This window comes from Actinoplanes couchii (genome assembly GCF_016862075.1).
In the GTDB taxonomy this organism is placed as follows: Bacteria; Actinomycetota; Actinomycetes; order Mycobacteriales; family Micromonosporaceae; genus Actinoplanes; species Actinoplanes couchii.
The window spans coordinates 207,572-224,923 of the sequence record NZ_BOMG01000042.1 but is presented as its reverse complement, the minus strand read 5'-3'; the positions used below and the strand labels follow the sequence as shown (position 1 = coordinate 224,923).

The following is a 17,352-nucleotide window of genomic DNA, read 5'->3' as shown; positions in this document are numbered from 1 at the left end:
GCGATTGTTACCCCCGTGTTTCGCCTCGTCAATATGTTGACAACCGCCGATCGCCGTATTTAAAAAGAATCCTAAAAGTTGTTATCAGGCGTACTGGAATCCGTCGGAGACACGCAGCGGAACACCGGCGTCCGCGGTGGCGAGCGTGAACGTGAAACGACTGCCGCCACCCGGGTTGTCGGACGCGGCGATGGTGCCACCGTGCCGGTCCACGATGCGCCGGCAGATCGCCAGACCCAGCCCGGTGCCGCTGTAACCGGCGCTGCGGTGCGCCCGGTGGAAGTTGCCGAAGATCGCGTCGTGCTGCCCGGCCGGGATGCCGATCCCGTTGTCGGCGATGGTGATCTCGGTACGGTCGCCGGCGATCCGCGACGTGATCTCCAGGAGGGGCGTGACACCCGGCGCGGTGTACTTGATGGCGTTGGCGATCAGATTGTCGACCAACTGCCGCAACAGCACCGGATCGGCCCGCACCCACGGCAGCGTGTCGAACCGGAACCGCGGCACCGGACCACCCGAGGCCTGCGCGGCGTCGGTCCGCGCGACGACGATGTCCGCCACGATCGCGTGCACGTCGACCTCCACCTCGGTGATCGCCGAATCCCGGGCGGTCGTGTAGGCGAGCAGGTCGTTGATCAGGTGCCGCATCCGCACGGCCGCCCGCGACACCCGCGCCAACTGCTCACCGGCCTCCACTGCTGCCGGGTCCGTGGAGCCGGCGAGGGTCTCGACCGCCGCGGTGGTCCACCCCTCGACGGTGGTCAGCGGGTTCAGGAGATCGTGCGCGACGACCCCGGCGAAACCGGTGAGTTCCTCCCGCAGCCGGCGGTCGGCGGTGACGTCGGTGTAGAGCAGCACCACGGCACGGCCGTCCCGGTCGTGGTCGATGGTGGTCGCCTGGACCGACAGGATCCGGCCTTCCGGGACACCCTCGTTCCGGACCAGTACGTCCATGCCGATGTCCTCGCCGGTCAGCGCCCGGACGTACGGCGACTCGTCGTCGGCCATCGGGCTGCCGTCGAGATGGCAGATACCGTAGTGCCCGCTGGGAGCGACCACGTCGTCCGGGCTCAGCCGCCCACCCAGCAGCCGCACCGCCGCCGGATTGCGCAGCACCACCCGACCGCCGGCGTCGACGACCGACAGACCGTCGGCCATCGACTCGATGATGGTCTGCATCATCTCCGCACGCCGGGACGCCTCGTCGTGCGCAACGGCCAGAGCCGCCTTCTCCGAGGCGAGTTCGATCAGCAGCGCCTGCCGCTCGTCCCGGCCGAGAGCCAGGGCCAGCCCGACCACGGCGACCATCACCACGAACAACTGCGCGACGAAGGCCCGCATCGCGTGCGATTCGATAGCGGCGAAGGTGCCGTGCCCGGCGAGGGTGAACACCACCACGATGCCGCCGACCGCGAGATCGTGCAGCACCACGAACGGGGTGGCGAGACGCATGGCCGCCCACACCGTCAGCGCGATCAGCGCGAACGCGATCGGCAGGCCGTGGGTCAGGGCGAAACCGGCCAGGTAGGCGACGGTGGAGCAGAGCGCCAGTCCGGCGTACTCGAAAAGGCGTTCGGGGGGTGTCGCCCGAAGGGCCGTGGCGGCCTGGCGCCACCAGCCGCGCAGAGACCCGTGCCGGGCCCGGTAGACGCTGACCGCGTGCCCGCAGCACAGGCCGACGGCACCGATGAGCAGCACACTCGCCGTGTTCCGGACCAGCCACACGGCGGTGATGGCGGCCGAGTAGTGGCCGGTGACCAGCCACACCGCGGTGGGCCCGACCGCAGCGCCGGCGGTCGTAGCGATGAACCCGGCGCCCAGCAGCGCCCACAGATCGCGGGGGCTACGCAACTGTTCGGTGCCACCGGCGCCCCACAGGTGCGGACGCCACCGGCGGATCAGGACCAGGAACACCCCGGCCTGCAGCAGGTTCGCCACCACGAACGCGGCGGCCAGGATCCCGCTCGCGCCGGTGGCGACGTTCACCGTCCAGGTGATCACCGACAGTGCGGCGACGTCCACCCAGCGGGTCCGGGACTGCCACTGGGCGCCGAACCAGACCGCCGCCACCCCGGCGGCCGGCCACACCAGGCTCAGGCTCGTCCCGTCCATGATCGTCATGCGGCCGGCAATCGTGGCGGCGACGTACAGCACCGCGAACGCCACCGTCCTCAGCAGGCTCACCGGGTGGCTCCGGTCAACTCACCGACGACCTGCCGCAACGCCGCCGGGCTGCAAGGTTTACGCAGGTAGTGGCCGTGTTCACGAAGGCGCGCGACGTCGGCGCCGGACCAGAGCACGGTCAGGAACACCACAGGCAGCCCGGCCGTACGCCGCCGCAGCTCGGCAGCCAGCTCCACCCCGTCGACGCCGGGCAGGTCGACGTCGACCACCGCGACATCGGCCATGCCGTCCCGCTCGACCGCCGACAGCGCGGTGGCGGCACACTCGGCGACCACGACCTCGTGGCCGTCGGCACGCAGCCACATCGCCACCAGCTCACGGACGTCCGGTTCGTCGTCGACCACCAGCACCCGCGCCATGGCACCTCCTACCGCCGCTCCCCGGTCCTATCGGCCCGGTTCGTGAGCAGCTGAGAGCCGGACGTGGTGCGGCGCGATCACGGCGCCGAGATCGCCGACAACGCGGCGAACCCGCGCGCCCTGCCGCGCCGCGAGACCGGGCTGACCGCGACGGAACACCGCCGCCGGTTCACGACCGAGAGACGCGGCCTCCTCCCCAGGTGAGGCCGCGTCTCTCCCCCCGCTGGGACGGTCAGCGGTCGATGTGGTCCAGGTGCAGCATCTTCTTCAGGACGCTGTCCAGCTCGGCGTCGTCGAAGATGGACTTCCAGTCCTCCTTGATGATCTTGTCGCGGCCGTAGTCCATCGCGATCAGGCACGCGTCGGAGAACGGGTTGTCGCCGCGCAGACCGTTGGCCAGCGCCACCTGCACGTGACCCATGAGCATGGCGCGGGCGGCCGGCTCCGGCACGCCGACGGTGTCCACGGTCTCCCGCAGGGCGTCGTTGAGCAGCGAACCGATCATGCAGGCGACGACCTCGACCAGGGTCGGCTCCAGGTACGCGAGCTGCTTGACGGTCACCCAGTGCACGTCGAGGACCGGCGCGTACATGAGACGGATGACGGTCTCGGCGGTCTTCTGGACCTCGGCGTCACCGGACTCCAGGGCGGCGACCACGTCCTGCGGCGCGGCGATGCCACCGAACGTGTCCTCCAGCTCCTCCTTGGTCTTGCGCTGCAGGAAGACCGACGGGTGACACGGGTGGGCGACGGCGTACTCGACGTCCTCGCGCTGGAAGAGCAGGTTGGCGTACGCCGCGGCCGGGTCCAGCGTCAGCACGATCGCGCCGGGGCGCAGCTGCGGGACGACAGCGGTGGAGACCGGGCCGAGGGCGATGTCCGGCACCGCGAGGATGACCACGTCGGCGTCCTTGACGGCCTCGTCGGTCGCGGTCACGACGCGGCCGGCGTCGATGGTGCGCTGCTGGCCGGCGGGCGAGTTCTCCGCGTAGAACACGGTGTGCTCACTGCGCGCCAGGTTGTTCGAGACGCGCATGCCCATCTTGCCGCCCGCGCCCACTACCGCGATGGTCAGCTTCATTTCCGGCTCCTCAGGTAGTTCAGGTTGTGAATGGTCCAGCGGTCTTCGAGCTGCTGTGTCGTCTCCGGATCCCCCTGCCAGGGCACCCAGTGCTCGATGATCTGGTTGACGCCGCGCTCCGCCGGGCGCACGGTGTCGATCATGTGGTCGTAGTCGAGGAGGCCCTCGCCGAGCGGGCAGCCGGCCAGCGTGAAGCCGACCCAGCCGTCCTTGCGGGTGAAGGAGAAGTCCTTGACGTGAATGTTCTTCACGTACGGGGCGGTCCGCTCGACGGTGTCGCGGGGGTGCTCCAGGGCGGCCACGCTGTTCGCCGGATCGAGACAGATGCCCAGGTGGGGCGAGCCGACGGCTTCCACCGCGGCCACCACGGTCGGGGTCGGGACCTGTTCGTAGGTCTCCAGGGCCAGGACCACACCGGCTTTCTCGTACGACGGAATCGCCGTGGTGAGAAGTCGGGTGGCCTCGTCGAGAGTCGGCTGATGGCTGACCGTGTTGAACATGCTACGCACCACGGAAGCGCCGAGCGCCCCCGCGATGTCCAGATATTTCGTGAGATGTTCGACAGAAAGGCCCCGTGTGCCCAGCTCCAGCGTGATCCCCAGCCGGTCCGCGGTCGCCTTGACGGCCGCCAGATCCAGCTCCTCGATCAACGGGTAGTCACAGATCTGGAACAGCGTCACCCCGTGCGCGGCGGTCCGCTCCAGCATCGTGTCGAGGCTGATCGGTTTCGCCGCCGTCGGATGCCACTGCCAGAAGAACGCGTACGTGCTCAAGCCGATGGTCGAGGTCATGCCGCGGCCTCCGCAACGATCGCGGCGAGGGCGTCCGGGTCGTGCGCGAACCGTCCGAGGAACAGCCCGTCCACGGTGCCGCCCAGCCGGGTGAGCAGCCCGGGCCCGGCGCTGCCGCCGTAGATGACCGCGCTGTCCGGATGCGCGGCCTCGGACGCGACGACCTTGCGCAGGTGCTCGCACACCCCGGAGATGTGCTCGTCCGAGGCGGGTTCGGCGGCCCCGATCGCCCAGAACGGCTCGTACGCGAGAACCAGCGAGCCGCCCAGCCCGTACCGGCGGCTGGCCTGCAGCGCGGTGACGAACTGCCGCTGCACCTCGGCGGCGGCCTGGTCCACGGGCATCCGGTTCTTCTCGCCGAGGCAGAGCACCGGCACCAGACCCGCCCGCAGCGCCGCCGCGGTCTTGTCCGACACGATCGTCTCGTCCTCACCGAAGTGGGTGCGCCGCTCGGCGTGTCCCACCTCGACGAACTTCCCGCCGGCCTCGCGCAGGAAGCTGCCGCTGACCTCGCCGGTCCACGCGCCGCTGTCGGCGGCGGCCAGGTTCTGCCCGCCGGTGCTGATCGGCGTGCCCCGCAGGATCTCCGACACGGCCGGCACCGCCGGGAACGACGGCAGGATGAACAGCCGCACGTCCCCGCTGACCAGGGCCGGGTGGTCACCGAGCTTGGCGACCACGGTCCGGCACCAGCGCAGTGTCTGGTCGTAGCCGAAGTACATCTTCAGGCTGACGCCGAGGGTGCGGGTCATGCGCACTCGTACTGGTCGATGAGGGCGACCTTGCCGGCCGACGCGGAGGTCTCGTCGAAGGTGTAGGTCAGCCATTCCCTGGCCAGGCGGCGGGCCAGCTCCAGGCCGATGACGCGCTGGCCGAAGGTGAGCACCTGCGCGTTGTTCGACAGGATGGAACGTTCGACGGAGAAGCTGTCGTGCGCGGTGACCGCCCGGATCCCGGCGACCTTGTTGGCCGCGATGGCCACGCCCAGGCCGGTGCCGCAGATCAGCAGCGCCCGGTCGGCGTCACCGGCGGCGACCTTCTCGGCGGCGGCGATCGCCACGCTCGGGTACGGGTGGTCCGGGGTGTCCGCCACGTCGACCACCGACTCCACCAGCGGGTTGGCGGCGAGGTCGGCCTTGAGGGCTTCCTTGTAGGCGAAACCGGCCTCGTCGGCGCCGATCACGATTCGCAACTTGCTGCTCATGGCGGGGGTCACTTTCCGTTCGCTGTTACAGGGGTGCTGAGCACGGTGTGCACGGTGCGGGCGATGAGACTCATCGAGACCGCGCCGGCGTCCGGGGTGCCCAGGCTCTTCTCCGCGTGCGGCCGGGCCCGGCCCATCCGCGGAAGCAGGTTCTTCGTGGCCTCGGCGGCACTCTCGGCGGCGTCCGCGGCGACGCCCCAGGCGCCGGTCACGGAGGAACCGTCGGCGACCGCCGCGGCGTACGACTCGTCCAGCGGGATCAGCACGTCGACCATGGTCTTGTCGCCGAGCTGCGCGCCGCCGGTGTCACAGATGCCGTCGCGGGCCGCGCGGACCGCCGCGGCCATCACCTCGGGCGTGGGTTTGTCCTGGTCACCGAGGGTGGTACCGATACGGCGCAGGGCGATGCCCCACAGCGCGCCGGACGTGCCGCCGGCCCGGTCGGACCAGGCGTCGGCGGCCTCGATCAGGACGGTTCCGGCACCCGCTCCGGCCGTCAGCGCTTCCTGAGCGGCGTCGACGGCTGCCTTGATGCCGCGCTGCATGCCGATGCCGTGGTCACCGTCGCCGGCGACGGCGTCGATGCGGCCGAGGTCGTCGACGTTGGTGTCGATGGTGTCGCGGGCGGCTTCCAGCACCGCGACGATCCGGGCGGCGGCCTGCTGCGAGGCGGCACTGCCCTTCTTCAGTTCCTTCTTCTCGTACGTGGGGAGATCGGTCTCTGTTTTGAGAGAGGCCGCGACCGTCCCGCGGTGGAACGCCGGGGTGTCCGCCGGGGCGGTCCACAGGCGCTCCAGGTCCTCGTCGAGCCAGGTCAGCGTCAGGGAGACGCCGGCCATGTCGAAGCTGGTGCAGAGTTCGCCGACCTCGGGCTGCACGGCGGTGACTCCGGCGGCGTCGAGGAGCTGCGCGACCCGGCGGTAGACGACGAACAGTTCCTCCTGCTTGACGGTCCCGAGCCCGTTGAGCAGGACGGCTACTTTCTGGCCCTGGTATGACGCGACGTCGTCGGGCAGTTCCTGGAGCAGCCGCTCGACGAACAGGGTGGCCAGCTCGTCGGCGGTCGGCAGGTCGGCCTCGGCGAACCCGGGCTCGCCGTGAATGCCCAGGCCGATGGCCATCTTGCCCTCGGGCACGCTGAACAGCGGCTCGTCGGCACCGGGCAGCATGCACCCGGAGAACGCGACGCCCATGCTGCGGGTGCGGTCGTTGGCCCGGGTCGCCAGCGCGGACACCGCTTCCAGGGGGAGCCCCTCGGCGGCGGCCGCGCCGGCGACCTTGAAGACGACCAGGTCACCGGCGATGCCCCGGCGCTTGTGCCGTTCGGTGTCCGGCGCGCTGAAGATGTCGTCGGTGACGCGGATGGTCTCCACCTGCAGTCCTTCGCCGCGCAACCGCTCCTGTGCGGCGTCGAAGTTGAGGCAGTCACCGGCGTAGTTGCCGTACGCCAGCAGCACGCCGCCGCCGTGGTGGGCGGCCTTGCTGACCGCCGTGACCTGTTGCGTGCTCGGCGAGGCGAACACGTTGCCGATCACGGCGCCGCTGGCCAGCCCCTGGCCCACCATTCCGGCGAACGCCGGGTAGTGGCCGGACCCGCCGCCGACGACCACGGCCACGGAGCCTTCCGGGGTGGCCGTGCTGCGGACCACGCCACCGGGTGTGTGCCGCACCCAGCGGCCGTTGGCGGCCACGAAGCCTTCGGTCATCTCGTCGGCGAACGCGGCGGGATCGTTGAACAGACGGGTCATGGTGTGTCGGGTCCTTCCAGGGGGTGGTGGATCAGTGCCCGGCCGGCACGGGGGCTTGCTCGTCGGCGGTGACCTGTCCGCGACGGCTCAGTGCCACCATCAGCACCGAGCTGAGCAGCATGAATCCGCCGACGACGAAGAACGCCACCTTGTAGTCGCCGCCGTTGAGGTCGGCCAGCTCACCGGTGATGAGCGGGGCGAGGAAGCCGGCCAGGTTGCCCATCGTGTTGATCAGGGCGATACCGGCCGCGGCTGCGGCACCGGCGAGGAACTGGGTGGGCACGGTCCAGAAGTTGGGCAGTGCCGCGAAGATCGCGCAGGCGGTGACCGCGAGCACGGCGATCGTCAGGGTCGGCGAACCGGCGAACAGGGCCACCGGGATGCTGACCGCGCCGACGGCTGCCGGGATGGCGATGTGGCCGGACTTCACGCCGTTCCTGGTGGCGTGCCGGGTGGCCAGGTAGAGCGCGATCGCCGCCGGGACGTACGGAATGGCGGTGATCAGGCCCTTCTCCATCAGGGAGAACGTGACGCTGTACTGCGCCTCGAAGCCCTTGATGATCGTCGGCAGGAAGAACGCGAGCGTGTAGAGGCCGTAGATGAAGCCGAAGTAGATGAAGCTGAGCGTCCAGACCCGGCCGCTGCTGAACGCGACCTTGAGTCCGGCCAGACCGTGACCGCCGCTCTTGGCCTCGCCGCCCTTGGCCTTGTTCTCGGTGGCCAGCGCGTCGGTCAGCCACTTCTTCTCGTCCGGGCTCAGCCACTTGGCCTGGTTGGGTGAGTCGGCCAGGTAGAACCAGGCGATGACGCCGACGATGATGGCCGGGGCGCCGACGCCGAGGAACATGAAGCGCCAGCCCTCGAGGCCGAAGAAGACGCCGTTGTGGGTCATCAGCCAGCCGGCCAGGGGCGCGCCGATGACGCTGGTGAGCGGCTGGGCCAGGTAGAACAGGCCGAGGATGCGGCTGCGGTAGCGGGCCGGCACCCAGAGGCTGAGGAAGAGGATGGCGCCGGGGAAGAAGCCGGCCTCGGCCACACCGAGCAGGAACCGCAGCCAGCTGAGCTGGGTGTACGAGCCGACCCAGGTGAAGAGCACCGCGACGATGCCCCAGGTGACCATGATGCGGGCCAGCCAGCGGCGGGCCCCGAACTTATGGAGTGCGAGGTTGCTGGGAACCTCGAGCAGGATGTAGCCGATGAAGAAGACACCCGAGGCGAAGCCGTACTGAGCCGCTGTCAGGGCCAGGTCGTCATTCATTCCATTGGGTGCTGCGAACCCGATCGCGGTGCGGTCGAGGTAGTTGATGAAGAACATGAGTGCCACGAAGGGCACCAAACGAACGGCGACTTTACGGATCGCCGATTTCTCGACTGCTGACGGCGCCGACGAGGCGATCGACGTGCTGGTCAAGACGAACTCCTTACATGAATGACTCCCGGTGGAACGAAGCGGTAACGCCATCGTCATGATCTTCGGCTCACCTGTCAACCGGTTGACCAATTTTTTGGTTAACCGGTTGCTATGCTTCGCGGCATGGCGACCCCTTCGTCCTCCGACGCCGAGCTCAGCGCCGCCCTCGGCGGCACCATCAAGAGCCCCACCGCGATGGCGGAGGTGACCCGTCGCCTGCTGGACTACATGCGCAGCGGAGCGATAGCGAAAGGCGACCGCCTCCCCGCCGAACGACAGCTCGCCACCCTGATGGGGGTCGGGCGCTCAGCCGTCCGCGAGGCCCTGGCCGCCCTGGAGATCCTCGGCATCGTCGAGGTCCGCCCCGGCTCCGGCACCTACCTGCGCGGCAGCACCTCGGAGCTGCTCCCCCAGACCTTGAGCTGGGGAATACTGCTGCACGCCGACAAGACCCGGGAACTCATCGAGGTCCGCCACGGTCTGGAGACGCAGGCCGCCCGGCTGGCCGCCGAACACGCCACCGACGCCTCGCTGGCCCGGCTGACCGGCCACCTGGAGTCGATGGAGGACAGCCTCGGCGACCTGCACCACTTCGTCACCGCCGACATGCTCTTCCACCAGGAGCTCGCGGTGATCGCCGGCAACGAGCTGCTGCAGGGCATCCTGCAGAGCGTCCGCTCCCTGATCCGGGTGTGGGTGGAGCGGGCCCTGAACGACGACGACCACGCAAAGATCACCATCGCCGAGCACCGGGCCATCGTGGAGGCCCTCCGAGCCGGCGACCCGGAAGCCGCCGGAGCAGCGATGAGCAGGCACATGGACAGCGCCGGCAACCGCCTGCGCCCCACCCTGCCCTGATGCCCCGGCCGGGTTGTCGGCTTCCGGTCGGCGACAACCCGGTCATAGTGTGGCCGACACCGGCGGGATCGCTGTTCACTCGATCGCGGGAATCGTGGGCGTTGAGCCGCGCGCGTGGCCGATCCGCCCCGGACCGCGATCCATAATCGGCACTTGTGATCCACTTCGAAGCGGGCCGGTTTCACCGGCTTGCCGCAGTCGCGGGCGTACTGACGCTGACGGCCTGTAGTTCACCATCGATACCCACCGGACCGGACTCCCCCGTCGTCATCACCTGGTGGACCGGGCAGACCGACGACGCCGGGACGATCAGTCAGGATCTGGCCCGCGAGTACGAGGCCACACACCCGAACGTACGGATCCGGCCGGAGCCGGGAGCGTCGAACACCGACGGCCTGTTACAGAAGCTCTCCGCGGGTCTGCTGGCCGGCCGATATCCCGACATCTCGTACGCGTACGGCAGCTGGGCAATTGATCTTGATCGGAGTGACCGGATCCAGGATCTGACCGAATACTCGGCACAGCCGGAGGTCCACTGGGCCGGGCTGCCGTCGGCTGCCCGGGAGGTCGCCACGGTGAACGGCCGGGTGATCGGGGTGCCGGCACTGGTCGACAACGTCGCGTTGATCTACAACAGGGACCTGTTCGACCGCCGTGGCCTGGCATACCCGAACGAGTCGTGGACCTGGGCCGACTTCAGGGCCGCGGCAAAGGCCCTGACCGGGCCGGAACCCACCACGTTCGGCACCGCCTTTCCCGCCGGCGGCGGTGAGGACGCCCTGTTGTGTTTCTGGCCGCTGTTCTGGCAGCTCGGCGGCGCCATTCTCGACGGCACGAAGCCCGCGTTCAACTCCGGCGCCGGAGTCGGCGCGCTGGAGACCCTGCGTGCGATGACTGTCGACGACAGGTCCGCCTACCCGGCGCGCAACGGTGACGAGCAGGTCGCGATGTTCAAGTCCCGGCACATCGGAATGATCCTGTCCGGCCCCTGGGTGCTTGCCGCTCTGAGCAACCTGCCCCTGAGGTACGGCGTCGTTCGGTTGCCGGGCACCGGCACCGACCACCAGACCGTCTCCGGGCCGGACCTCTGGGTGTTGTTCGACCACGACGACCCGGACCGGGCGCGCGCGGCGCGGGACTTCGTCACCTGGCTGACCAGCGACGAGATCGACGTGAAATGGAATCTCCAGCTCGGCAACCTGCCGCTGCGCGAAACCGGGCGCAAGACGATGGCCTTCCGGGACTATGTGAAGCGGTTTCCCGGTGCTGGGGAGTTCGCCGCCAACACGGCGAACGTAAAACAACACCGGCCGGCAGTGGCCGGGTACGCGGATCTCTCCCGCAATGTCGGTGATGCCGTCGCCGAGGTGCTGCGGGGTTACGAATCCCCTCGGCAGGCTCTCGATGAAGCGGCGGCGTCCACGGAATCGATGATCGACTGATGCCTCTGGTCCATACGCCGTCCGGCGGCACCCGGACACGGCGAGCTTTGACCGGATGGGCGTTCGCCGGCCCGGCGACGGTGCTCGTGGGCACGCTCTCCTTGCTCCCCGCCGGATGGTCCTTCATGTTCTCCCGGACGGACTGGAACGGCTTCGGCCCCTGGGACGACATCGGGTGGGACAACTACGCGTGGCTGGCCCGAAATCCGGGCGTCCACGAAGCGGCCGGTCACACGCTGGTGTTCGCGGCGATGTTCGTGCCCGCCTCGGTCCTGCTGGGAATGGGCATGGCGGTCGCACTCGACAGGCGCATCCGGTTCATCGGCTTCTACCGTATGTGTGTCATCGTGCCGTTCGTGGTCAGCGGGACCGTCACCGGGCTTCTCTCCACCATCCTGTTCGATCCCGGGTTCGGGAGGGTGAACGCGTTGCTCGGCCGGGCCGGCCTGCCCGCGCAGCAGTTTCTGCGCAGCCCCGACCAGGCGATGGCCACGCTGTGCGTGATCGCGTTATGGGCAGAGATCGGGTTCACCTCGATGATCTACCTGGCTGCCTTGCAGGACGTTCCACGGAGGCTTCTCGAGGCGGCGGCACTGGACGGCGCGGGCCGCTGGCGCACCTTCTGGTACATCACGGTGCCCGAGCTACGTGCGGTCACCGTCTTCGTCGTCTTCTGGCAGACACTCACCGCCGTACAGCTCTTCGATCTGATCCATACGGCGACCGGCGGCGGCCCGTCGGGAGCCACGACGACCCTCGCCTACCTCCTGTACGACACGGCGTTCCCCCGAATGCACTACGGACGCGCCGCGGCTCTGTCCTACCTGATCTTCGCGATGACGCTGCTACTGGCGCTGGTCGTCGTCATCCGCATGCGCCGTACTGGGAAGGACATCCTCTGATGGCACGGCGAAGGCTTCCGTTCAGCCGCCGGCACCTGCTGCTCATGCCGCTCGCCCTCCTCTTCGTCCTGCCGATCCTGCAGTTGGTGTCCAGCTCCTTCATGAGTACGGATGAGATCACCCGGTCCCCACCGAAACTGGTCCCCGGCCGGCTGGACCTCGGGGGCTACCAGAGGCTGTTCACGGAAACGGGCATCGTGCACTGGTTCGCGAACACGGTTCTGGTCTCCACCGTGGCCGTCGTGTCCCATCTCGTACTGTGCAGTCTCGCCGGGTACGGATTCGCCCGGCTGAGTTTCACCGGCCGGGCCCCGGCATTCGTGCTGGTGCTCCTGACCTCGATGATCCCGCCGCAACTTCTCCTGATCCCGACGTACGTCATGTTTGCTCGGGCCGGCCTGACCGACACTCTCGCGGCGGCGTTCCTGCCCTGGACGGCCTCGGCGTTCGGGATCTTCCTGATGCGCCAGTTCTTCCTGTCCCTGCCCGTCGAACTGGAGGAGTCGGCTGCCCTGGATGGTTGCGGCACCCTGCGGACGTTCGTGTACATCGCGCTTCCGCTCGCCCGGCCCGCCCTGGTCACCCTGGCCGTACTCACCCTGATCTCCAGCTGGAACGACCTGCTCTGGCCACTCGTCGCGATCGACGCCGACACACACCGCACGCTTCAGTCCGGGCTCGCCGGGTTCCGGGGCATACACCACACCCAGTGGCCGGAACTCATGGCCGGCAACGTCGTGGCGACCGCGCCCCTGCTCGCGATTTTCCTGCTGGCGCAGCGCCAGTTCGTGGCCACCGTGACCGGCACCGTCGCGCCACACGGATCTTGAGCAAATGGTCGGATTTGCGGCATTGAACCGATACCGTTGCGAGGACGCGATCGAGCCCAGCCGGTACCACAGCCCGGGCATTGTCGCCAGGACCGCAGTTCGGCTGCCGTCCGAGGCGGGGCCGGTCGCACACTGTGGAGATTTCGTCATGGCTTTCCTCAGCCACCACCTGATCAGTGGTGTCAGCGCAGTTTCACTCACTCTCACCGGCGCGTTCGCATTAGCACCCGCGGCACAGGCGGCGCCCTCTCCGGCTCCCGCCTTCGCACCTCCGCCGGTCAACGCCACCGTCGACTACCAGATCGGCGAGGCCTATCCCCCGCCCGCGGGTGTCACCGTGGTCACCCGGGACCGCAACGACCGGCCGGTAGCCGGCCTCTACAACCTCTGCTACGTCAACGCCTTCCAGACCCAGCCCGATGAGACAGACTGGTGGAAGCTCAACCACGACAACCTGCTACTCAAAGACAAGCGCGGCCGGTATGTCGAGGACCCCGACTGGGGCGAGACCCTGCTGGACACGTCGACGCCGGCTAAACGCGAAGCCCTGGCCGGGATCGTCGGCGGATGGATCACCGGGTGCGCGGCCGCCGGCTTCAAGGCCGTGGAACCCGACAACATCGACTCGTACAGCCGGTCGAAAGGACTGCTCACCAAGGCCGGCGCGGTGGCCTATCTGCAACTGCTCGCCACCCGCTCGCACGCCGCGGGCCTGGCCATCGCGCAGAAGAACAGCACCGAACTCGGCACCGCCGGCAAAGCTGCCGGGCTCGACTTCGTAGTCGCCGAGCAGTGCGGCGAATACGACGAATGCCGCGACTACACCAGCGTGTATGGCAACAACGTCATCGACATCGAATACACGAACAAGGGATTCACCAAGGCCTGCGCCTCCATCGGCGCCCAGACCTCGGTCATCCGCCGGGACGTGAACGTCACCGCCCCGGGCAGCCGAACCTACAAATACCAGGCCTGCTGACTCGGGGCCGGGCCGGTTCCGCCGGCTCGGCCCCTCGCAGTCTCCCCACCGCGCATCCAGGCATGTGCCTTCGCGTTCTGCTTCTCTGCCGCGCCATCCTCGACGCCCCACGCCCACGAATCGCCAACGAGGCGAACGTGTCGGCCCAGTGGGGTGAGAAGGCATGCCCTCACACACCTCAGCTACCGGAAGTGTTCAATCGTGAACAGCATCCTTCGTCCGGCCCTATGGGCCGGGGCATCCATCTGCATGGTGGCCTTGAGCGCCGCGATCACCCCCACGGCCGGAGCCTCGGCCGTCCCCGACTGCGCGCCGGCCTGGCTGGCGACGAAAGTCTACGAGTCCACGATGAAGTCATCGCTGAAGGGCCTGAACTACACGTCCAGGTGGTGGCACCACGGTCTCAGCCCCGATACCAACAGCAGCAGCCGGGCCGATGGCCCGGTGTGGCAGCCTGACGGGCCCTGCAAACAACCGGCACTGCTGCCCGCCTGCTTCACAACTTGGTCGGCTTCCATCGAGTACGACAAGCCGACGCAGGTGTCACAGAGCGGCCGCAACTTCCGCGCGAGGTGGAAGTCGATCGATTCCGATCCCACGGCTCACAGCGGACCGGATGACGCATGGAGCGACGAAGGTCCTTGTGGTGGCGGTTCCTCCGCTCCATCAGAGCCGACGAAGTCTTCAGAGCCCCCGCCGCCGGTGGTCACCCCGCGGGGTAAAGCCACCTTCGCGTACTTCCCGTCTTGGGCCGTCCACGACCGGAACTACTTTGTCAAGAACATCGATACCAGCGGCTCCGCTGCCCGGTTGACGCACCTGCTGTACGCATTCGGCAACACCACCGGGGGCAGGTGCGTAAACGGCGAGGAGGAAGCCGACTATCAGAAGATCCACAGTGCCGCGCAGAGTGTCGACGGCGTCGCCGATGCCTGGGACCAGCCGCTGCGCGGGTCGTTCAACCAACTGCTGAAGCTGAAGAGGAAGTATCCGCACCTCAAGATGATCTGGTCGTTCGGCGGCTGGACCTGGTCGGCGGGTTTCAACCAGGCTGCGGCCGATCCCACCGGGTTCGCGAACTCCTGCTACAACCTGCTCAACGATCCCCGCTGGGCAGGCTTGTGGGACGGCATCGACATCGACTGGGAGTACCCGAACGTCTGCACCATCGAACCGTGTGACCGCAGCAGTGGGCCAGGCGGCTACGCGCGGGTCATCTCCGCCCTCCGGGCCAAGTTCGGAACCAAGTTCGTGATCACCTCGGCCATCACCGGCGACGGCTCGGACGGCGGCAAGCTCGACGCCGCCGACTACGTGACAGGCATCGCCAGCCTGACCTACGTACTGCCGATGACCTACGACTACACCGGCGAATGGAATCCCCAGGGGCCGACCGGTCCGCACTCGCCGTTGACCTCCTACCCCGGCGCCCCCAGCGGGTTCTGGTCGGACGCGGTGGTACAGAAACTCAGGAACAAGAAAGTGCCGGCGAACAAGATGCTGCTCGGGGTCAACTTCTACGGCCGCGGATGGAGCGGCGTCACCCAGACCGCCCCCGGCGGCACGGCGACCGCGCCGGCGCCCGGGTTCGACCGATTCAACGCGGGGCAGCAGCCCTATCGCAAGCTCAAGACCACCTGCCCCACCACCGGGACCATCGGCGGCGCCGCCTACGCCAGGTGTGGCAACGAATGGTTCAGCTACGACACCCCGGGCACCCTGCGCGACAAGATGGCCTACGTCACCAAGCAGGGGCTCGGCGGCACGTTCATCTGGGAGCTGTCGGGCGACACCGACAACGGCGAACTCATCACCGCCACCGCCGACGGTCTGCAGTGAGGGTCAGCGCGAGCCATTACCCAAATCCTTGACCATGTTGCGGCCGGTCTCGGCGAAACCCAGCTGCTCGTAGAGCGCCCGGGCGCCGGTGTTGTGAGCGAAGACGTGCAGACTGATCCTGGTCAGCTCGTTGTCACGGCACCAGCGCTCGGCGGCGAGCATGATCGCACGGCCGTAGCCCTGTCGGCGCAGATCGGGTTCCACGGCGACGTTGTAGACGAACGCGGCGCCGTCGGTCACCTTCATCCACAGGAAACCGATCCGGAAATCACCTCCGTAGGCGTACCAGAAATGGTGGTCGGGAGTCCGGTTCTCCTCAGGAAGCAGCTGCGCGTAGGCGTCGGCCGCGACGCGAACGGAGTCCACCTCCGACCGCCCGGAAGCGGCGACACTACGCGCGTAGTGCGCCTCGGCCTCGATCCGCCACGGCTTGTACTCGTCGTCGGTCATCGGCTCCAGCCGCGCGTCCACCACAGCCGACAACCTACCGGTTCGGCCGGCCGGTACAGTCGCATGCCGGGTCATCCGATCAAGGCCGCGGGCAGCAGGGCGAACGCGGCGACGATGATCGCGACCCGGACGTAGTGCAGGCGGTCCCAGCGGGCGCCCTGCTGCTTCCAGTCGGCGGGGCGGGTCTCCGGGGTCCAGTTCTTGCTCCGGTTGTTGATCGGGACCAGCAGCAGCACCGACATGATCACGCTGATGATCAGCAGGACCCCGGCGATGACCACGAACCGGTGCCACGCGGTGACCGCCCAGATCACCACGAGGACCAGCGACGTGATGTACCAGACCGGCATCGCCGCGCCGAGCATCCGGCCACCGTGGGCCCGGCCGAGCTGACCCGCGTCGCCGGGAAGATTGTCGAGGATCGGGTTGAGCACAACGGCGACGGCGAGCTCCACCCCCACCATCACGCCGACGACCACAACCGTGAGCACCTGCAGTGCGGTGATCATAATGAATCCCTTCCCTGTAATCTAGCGTCGCTAGCTTTCGTAGCAACGCTAGCTCTAGCACTGCTCGAATGTCTAGCGGTGCTAGAATTTCTGGCATGGCAGCACAGGTACGCAAAGAACGCGAACGGGCCGACCGCGAAAAGCTCATCGTGGCGACCGCCCGCGAACTAGCCGAGCAGCAGGGCTGGGACGCGGTCACCACCCGCCGCCTGGCCGAGCGCATCCAGTACAGCCAGCCGGTTCTCTACAGCCACTTCCGCGGCAAACGCGAGATCATCGGCGCGGTAGCCCTCGAAGGCGCCACCGAGATGGCCGCTGCGCTCCGGGCCGCGGCGAACGCCGCCACAAACGCCACCACGAACACCACCAGGGACGCCACCACGAACACCGCCGGGGACTCCGCGACGGGCGGCCCGCGCGGCCGGGTTCTGGCCCTGGCCCGCGCCTATCTGGACTTCGCCGAGCGTTACCCCGCGGTCTACGACGCCATGTTCCAACTGGACGGCGGCCTGACCTTCGCCGCCGAGGAGACCCCGGAGCCACTACGAGACGGTTTCACCGCACTGCTGGAAACCCTCGAGGACGTGGCCGGTCCCGACGTACGACCAGGTCTTTTCACTGAGATCTTCTGGGCTTCCCTGCACGGCCTGGCAACCTTGTCCCGGGCGGGGCGCCTCCCCCCGCAGGATGCGGAGGACCGCATCGAGCTGCTGGTGGACCGCCTGTCCGCGTTCTGATCAGGACACCCACCGGACAGCCTTCAAG

At 68.3% G+C, this 17,352-nt stretch carries 18 protein-coding genes; 8 read left to right on the top strand and 10 right to left on the bottom strand.

Annotated elements, in window-relative coordinates; translation table 11 throughout:
* Positions 1 to 84: 84 nt before the first annotated feature.
* Both Aco03nite_RS15730 and Aco03nite_RS15725 read right to left on the bottom strand, forming a co-directional pair.
* Complete coding sequence (locus Aco03nite_RS15730; RefSeq protein WP_239145195.1) at positions 85 to 2,184, bottom strand: sensor histidine kinase; 2,100 nt, start codon at positions 2,182 to 2,184, stop codon at positions 85 to 87.
* The gene (locus Aco03nite_RS15725; protein ID WP_203795829.1) at positions 2,181 to 2,543 is read right to left on the bottom strand and encodes a response regulator transcription factor; all 363 of its coding nucleotides are present in this window, start codon (positions 2,541 to 2,543) and stop codon (positions 2,181 to 2,183) included. Before Aco03nite_RS15725 ends, Aco03nite_RS15730 begins: the two co-directional genes overlap by 4 nt.
* 63 nt (positions 2,544 to 2,606) lie before the next feature.
* On the opposite strand from Aco03nite_RS15725, the gene Aco03nite_RS15720 reads away from it, so the two are divergent.
* A complete protein-coding gene (locus Aco03nite_RS15720; protein WP_203795828.1) occupies positions 2,607 to 2,747 on the top strand; it encodes a hypothetical protein in 141 nt (46 codons plus the stop codon).
* A gap of 28 nt (positions 2,748 to 2,775) precedes the next feature.
* On the opposite strand, the gene Aco03nite_RS15715 is transcribed toward Aco03nite_RS15720, so the two are convergent.
* The 6 genes from Aco03nite_RS15715 to Aco03nite_RS15690 are packed head-to-tail and all read right to left on the bottom strand — an operon-like array spanning position 2,776 to position 8,682.
* Positions 2,776 to 3,624 carry a phosphogluconate dehydrogenase C-terminal domain-containing protein gene (locus tag Aco03nite_RS15715; protein WP_203795827.1) on the bottom strand — a complete coding sequence of 283 codons (849 nt, stop codon included), beginning with the start codon at positions 3,622 to 3,624 and terminating at the stop codon, positions 2,776 to 2,778.
* Positions 3,621 to 4,415: a sugar phosphate isomerase/epimerase family protein gene (locus tag Aco03nite_RS15710; protein ID WP_203795826.1), complete on the bottom strand. Its 795-nt coding sequence runs from the start codon at positions 4,413 to 4,415 to the stop codon at positions 3,621 to 3,623. The genes Aco03nite_RS15715 and Aco03nite_RS15710 overlap by 4 nt, the downstream gene beginning before the upstream one ends.
* Positions 4,412 to 5,167: a triose-phosphate isomerase family protein gene (locus Aco03nite_RS15705; RefSeq protein ID WP_203795825.1), complete on the bottom strand. Its 756-nt coding sequence runs from the start codon at positions 5,165 to 5,167 to the stop codon at positions 4,412 to 4,414. Before Aco03nite_RS15705 ends, Aco03nite_RS15710 begins: the two co-directional genes overlap by 4 nt.
* The gene (locus Aco03nite_RS15700) at positions 5,164 to 5,619 is read right to left on the bottom strand and encodes a ribose-5-phosphate isomerase (protein WP_203795824.1); all 456 of its coding nucleotides are present in this window, start codon (positions 5,617 to 5,619) and stop codon (positions 5,164 to 5,166) included. Before Aco03nite_RS15700 ends, Aco03nite_RS15705 begins: the two co-directional genes overlap by 4 nt.
* Positions 5,620 to 5,627: 8 nt before the next feature.
* Entirely contained in the window at positions 5,628 to 7,367 is a 1,740-nt protein-coding gene (locus Aco03nite_RS15695; RefSeq protein WP_203795823.1) for a dihydroxyacetone kinase family protein, read from the bottom strand.
* Positions 7,368 to 7,398: 31 nt separating this feature from the next.
* The gene (locus Aco03nite_RS15690) at positions 7,399 to 8,682 is read right to left on the bottom strand and encodes an MFS transporter (RefSeq protein ID WP_239145205.1); all 1,284 of its coding nucleotides are present in this window, start codon (positions 8,680 to 8,682) and stop codon (positions 7,399 to 7,401) included.
* Between the two features lie 219 nt (positions 8,683 to 8,901).
* On the opposite strand from Aco03nite_RS15690, the gene Aco03nite_RS15685 reads away from it, so the two are divergent.
* The 6 genes from Aco03nite_RS15685 to Aco03nite_RS15660 all read left to right on the top strand — a co-directional run bounded on the left by Aco03nite_RS15685 (position 8,902) and on the right by Aco03nite_RS15660 (position 15,628).
* Positions 8,902 to 9,636, top strand: coding sequence for a FadR/GntR family transcriptional regulator (locus tag Aco03nite_RS15685; protein ID WP_203795822.1), 735 nt, complete (start codon positions 8,902 to 8,904; stop codon positions 9,634 to 9,636).
* Positions 9,637 to 9,791: 155 nt separating this feature from the next.
* Positions 9,792 to 11,078, top strand: a complete 1,287-nt coding sequence (locus Aco03nite_RS15680; RefSeq protein ID WP_239145194.1) for an ABC transporter substrate-binding protein — start codon at positions 9,792 to 9,794, stop codon at positions 11,076 to 11,078.
* On the top strand, positions 11,078 to 11,980 hold the full coding sequence (locus Aco03nite_RS15675; RefSeq protein ID WP_203795821.1) for a carbohydrate ABC transporter permease: 903 nt from the start codon (positions 11,078 to 11,080) through the stop codon (positions 11,978 to 11,980). The genes Aco03nite_RS15680 and Aco03nite_RS15675 overlap by 1 nt, the downstream gene beginning before the upstream one ends.
* Positions 11,980 to 12,810 (top strand): carbohydrate ABC transporter permease, encoded by an 831-nt coding sequence (locus tag Aco03nite_RS15670; protein ID WP_203795820.1) that lies wholly within the window; start codon positions 11,980 to 11,982, stop codon positions 12,808 to 12,810. Before Aco03nite_RS15675 ends, Aco03nite_RS15670 begins: the two co-directional genes overlap by 1 nt.
* 148 nt (positions 12,811 to 12,958) lie before the next feature.
* Positions 12,959 to 13,789: an endo alpha-1,4 polygalactosaminidase gene (locus tag Aco03nite_RS15665; RefSeq protein WP_203795819.1), complete on the top strand. Its 831-nt coding sequence runs from the start codon at positions 12,959 to 12,961 to the stop codon at positions 13,787 to 13,789.
* 201 nt (positions 13,790 to 13,990) lie between these two features.
* Positions 13,991 to 15,628, top strand: a complete 1,638-nt coding sequence (locus Aco03nite_RS15660) for a glycoside hydrolase family 18 protein (RefSeq protein WP_239145193.1) — start codon at positions 13,991 to 13,993, stop codon at positions 15,626 to 15,628.
* A 3-nt stretch (positions 15,629 to 15,631) separates the two neighbouring features.
* Here the strand turns inward: Aco03nite_RS15660 and Aco03nite_RS15655 are convergent, their stop codons facing one another.
* Together Aco03nite_RS15655 and Aco03nite_RS15650 are read right to left on the bottom strand one after the other, a co-directional pair.
* The gene (locus tag Aco03nite_RS15655) at positions 15,632 to 16,102 is read right to left on the bottom strand and encodes a GNAT family N-acetyltransferase (protein WP_203795818.1); all 471 of its coding nucleotides are present in this window, start codon (positions 16,100 to 16,102) and stop codon (positions 15,632 to 15,634) included.
* Between the two features lie 47 nt (positions 16,103 to 16,149).
* Entirely contained in the window at positions 16,150 to 16,587 is a 438-nt protein-coding gene (locus Aco03nite_RS15650) for an anthrone oxygenase family protein (protein ID WP_203795817.1), read from the bottom strand.
* Between the two features lie 95 nt (positions 16,588 to 16,682).
* Here Aco03nite_RS15650 and Aco03nite_RS15645 point away from each other — a divergent pair, with 95 nt between their 5' ends.
* The gene (locus tag Aco03nite_RS15645) at positions 16,683 to 17,324 is read left to right on the top strand and encodes a TetR/AcrR family transcriptional regulator (RefSeq protein ID WP_203795816.1); all 642 of its coding nucleotides are present in this window, start codon (positions 16,683 to 16,685) and stop codon (positions 17,322 to 17,324) included.
* Positions 17,325 to 17,352 lie beyond the last annotated feature (28 nt).

Coding starts and splice junctions, on each gene's coding strand:
- Aco03nite_RS15685 (WP_203795822.1), top strand. CDS start 8,902: ATGGCGACCCCTTCGTCCTCCGACGCCGAGCTCAGCGCCGCCCTCGGC.
- Aco03nite_RS15715 (WP_203795827.1), bottom strand. CDS start 3,624: ATGAAGCTGACCATCGCGGTAGTGGGCGCGGGCGGCAAGATGGGCATG.
- Aco03nite_RS15650 (WP_203795817.1), bottom strand. CDS start 16,587: ATGATCACCGCACTGCAGGTGCTCACGGTTGTGGTCGTCGGCGTGATG.
- Aco03nite_RS15670 (WP_203795820.1), top strand. CDS start 11,980: ATGGCACGGCGAAGGCTTCCGTTCAGCCGCCGGCACCTGCTGCTCATG.
- Aco03nite_RS15695 (WP_203795823.1), bottom strand. CDS start 7,367: ATGACCCGTCTGTTCAACGATCCCGCCGCGTTCGCCGACGAGATGACC.
- Aco03nite_RS15700 (WP_203795824.1), bottom strand. CDS start 5,619: ATGAGCAGCAAGTTGCGAATCGTGATCGGCGCCGACGAGGCCGGTTTC.
- Aco03nite_RS15725 (WP_203795829.1), bottom strand. CDS start 2,543: ATGGCGCGGGTGCTGGTGGTCGACGACGAACCGGACGTCCGTGAGCTG.
- Aco03nite_RS15675 (WP_203795821.1), top strand. CDS start 11,078: ATGCCTCTGGTCCATACGCCGTCCGGCGGCACCCGGACACGGCGAGCT.
- Aco03nite_RS15710 (WP_203795826.1), bottom strand. CDS start 4,415: ATGACCTCGACCATCGGCTTGAGCACGTACGCGTTCTTCTGGCAGTGG.
- Aco03nite_RS15665 (WP_203795819.1), top strand. CDS start 12,959: ATGGCTTTCCTCAGCCACCACCTGATCAGTGGTGTCAGCGCAGTTTCA.
- Aco03nite_RS15645 (WP_203795816.1), top strand. CDS start 16,683: ATGGCAGCACAGGTACGCAAAGAACGCGAACGGGCCGACCGCGAAAAG.
- Aco03nite_RS15705 (WP_203795825.1), bottom strand. CDS start 5,167: ATGACCCGCACCCTCGGCGTCAGCCTGAAGATGTACTTCGGCTACGAC.
- Aco03nite_RS15690 (WP_239145205.1), bottom strand. CDS start 8,682: ATGTTCTTCATCAACTACCTCGACCGCACCGCGATCGGGTTCGCAGCA.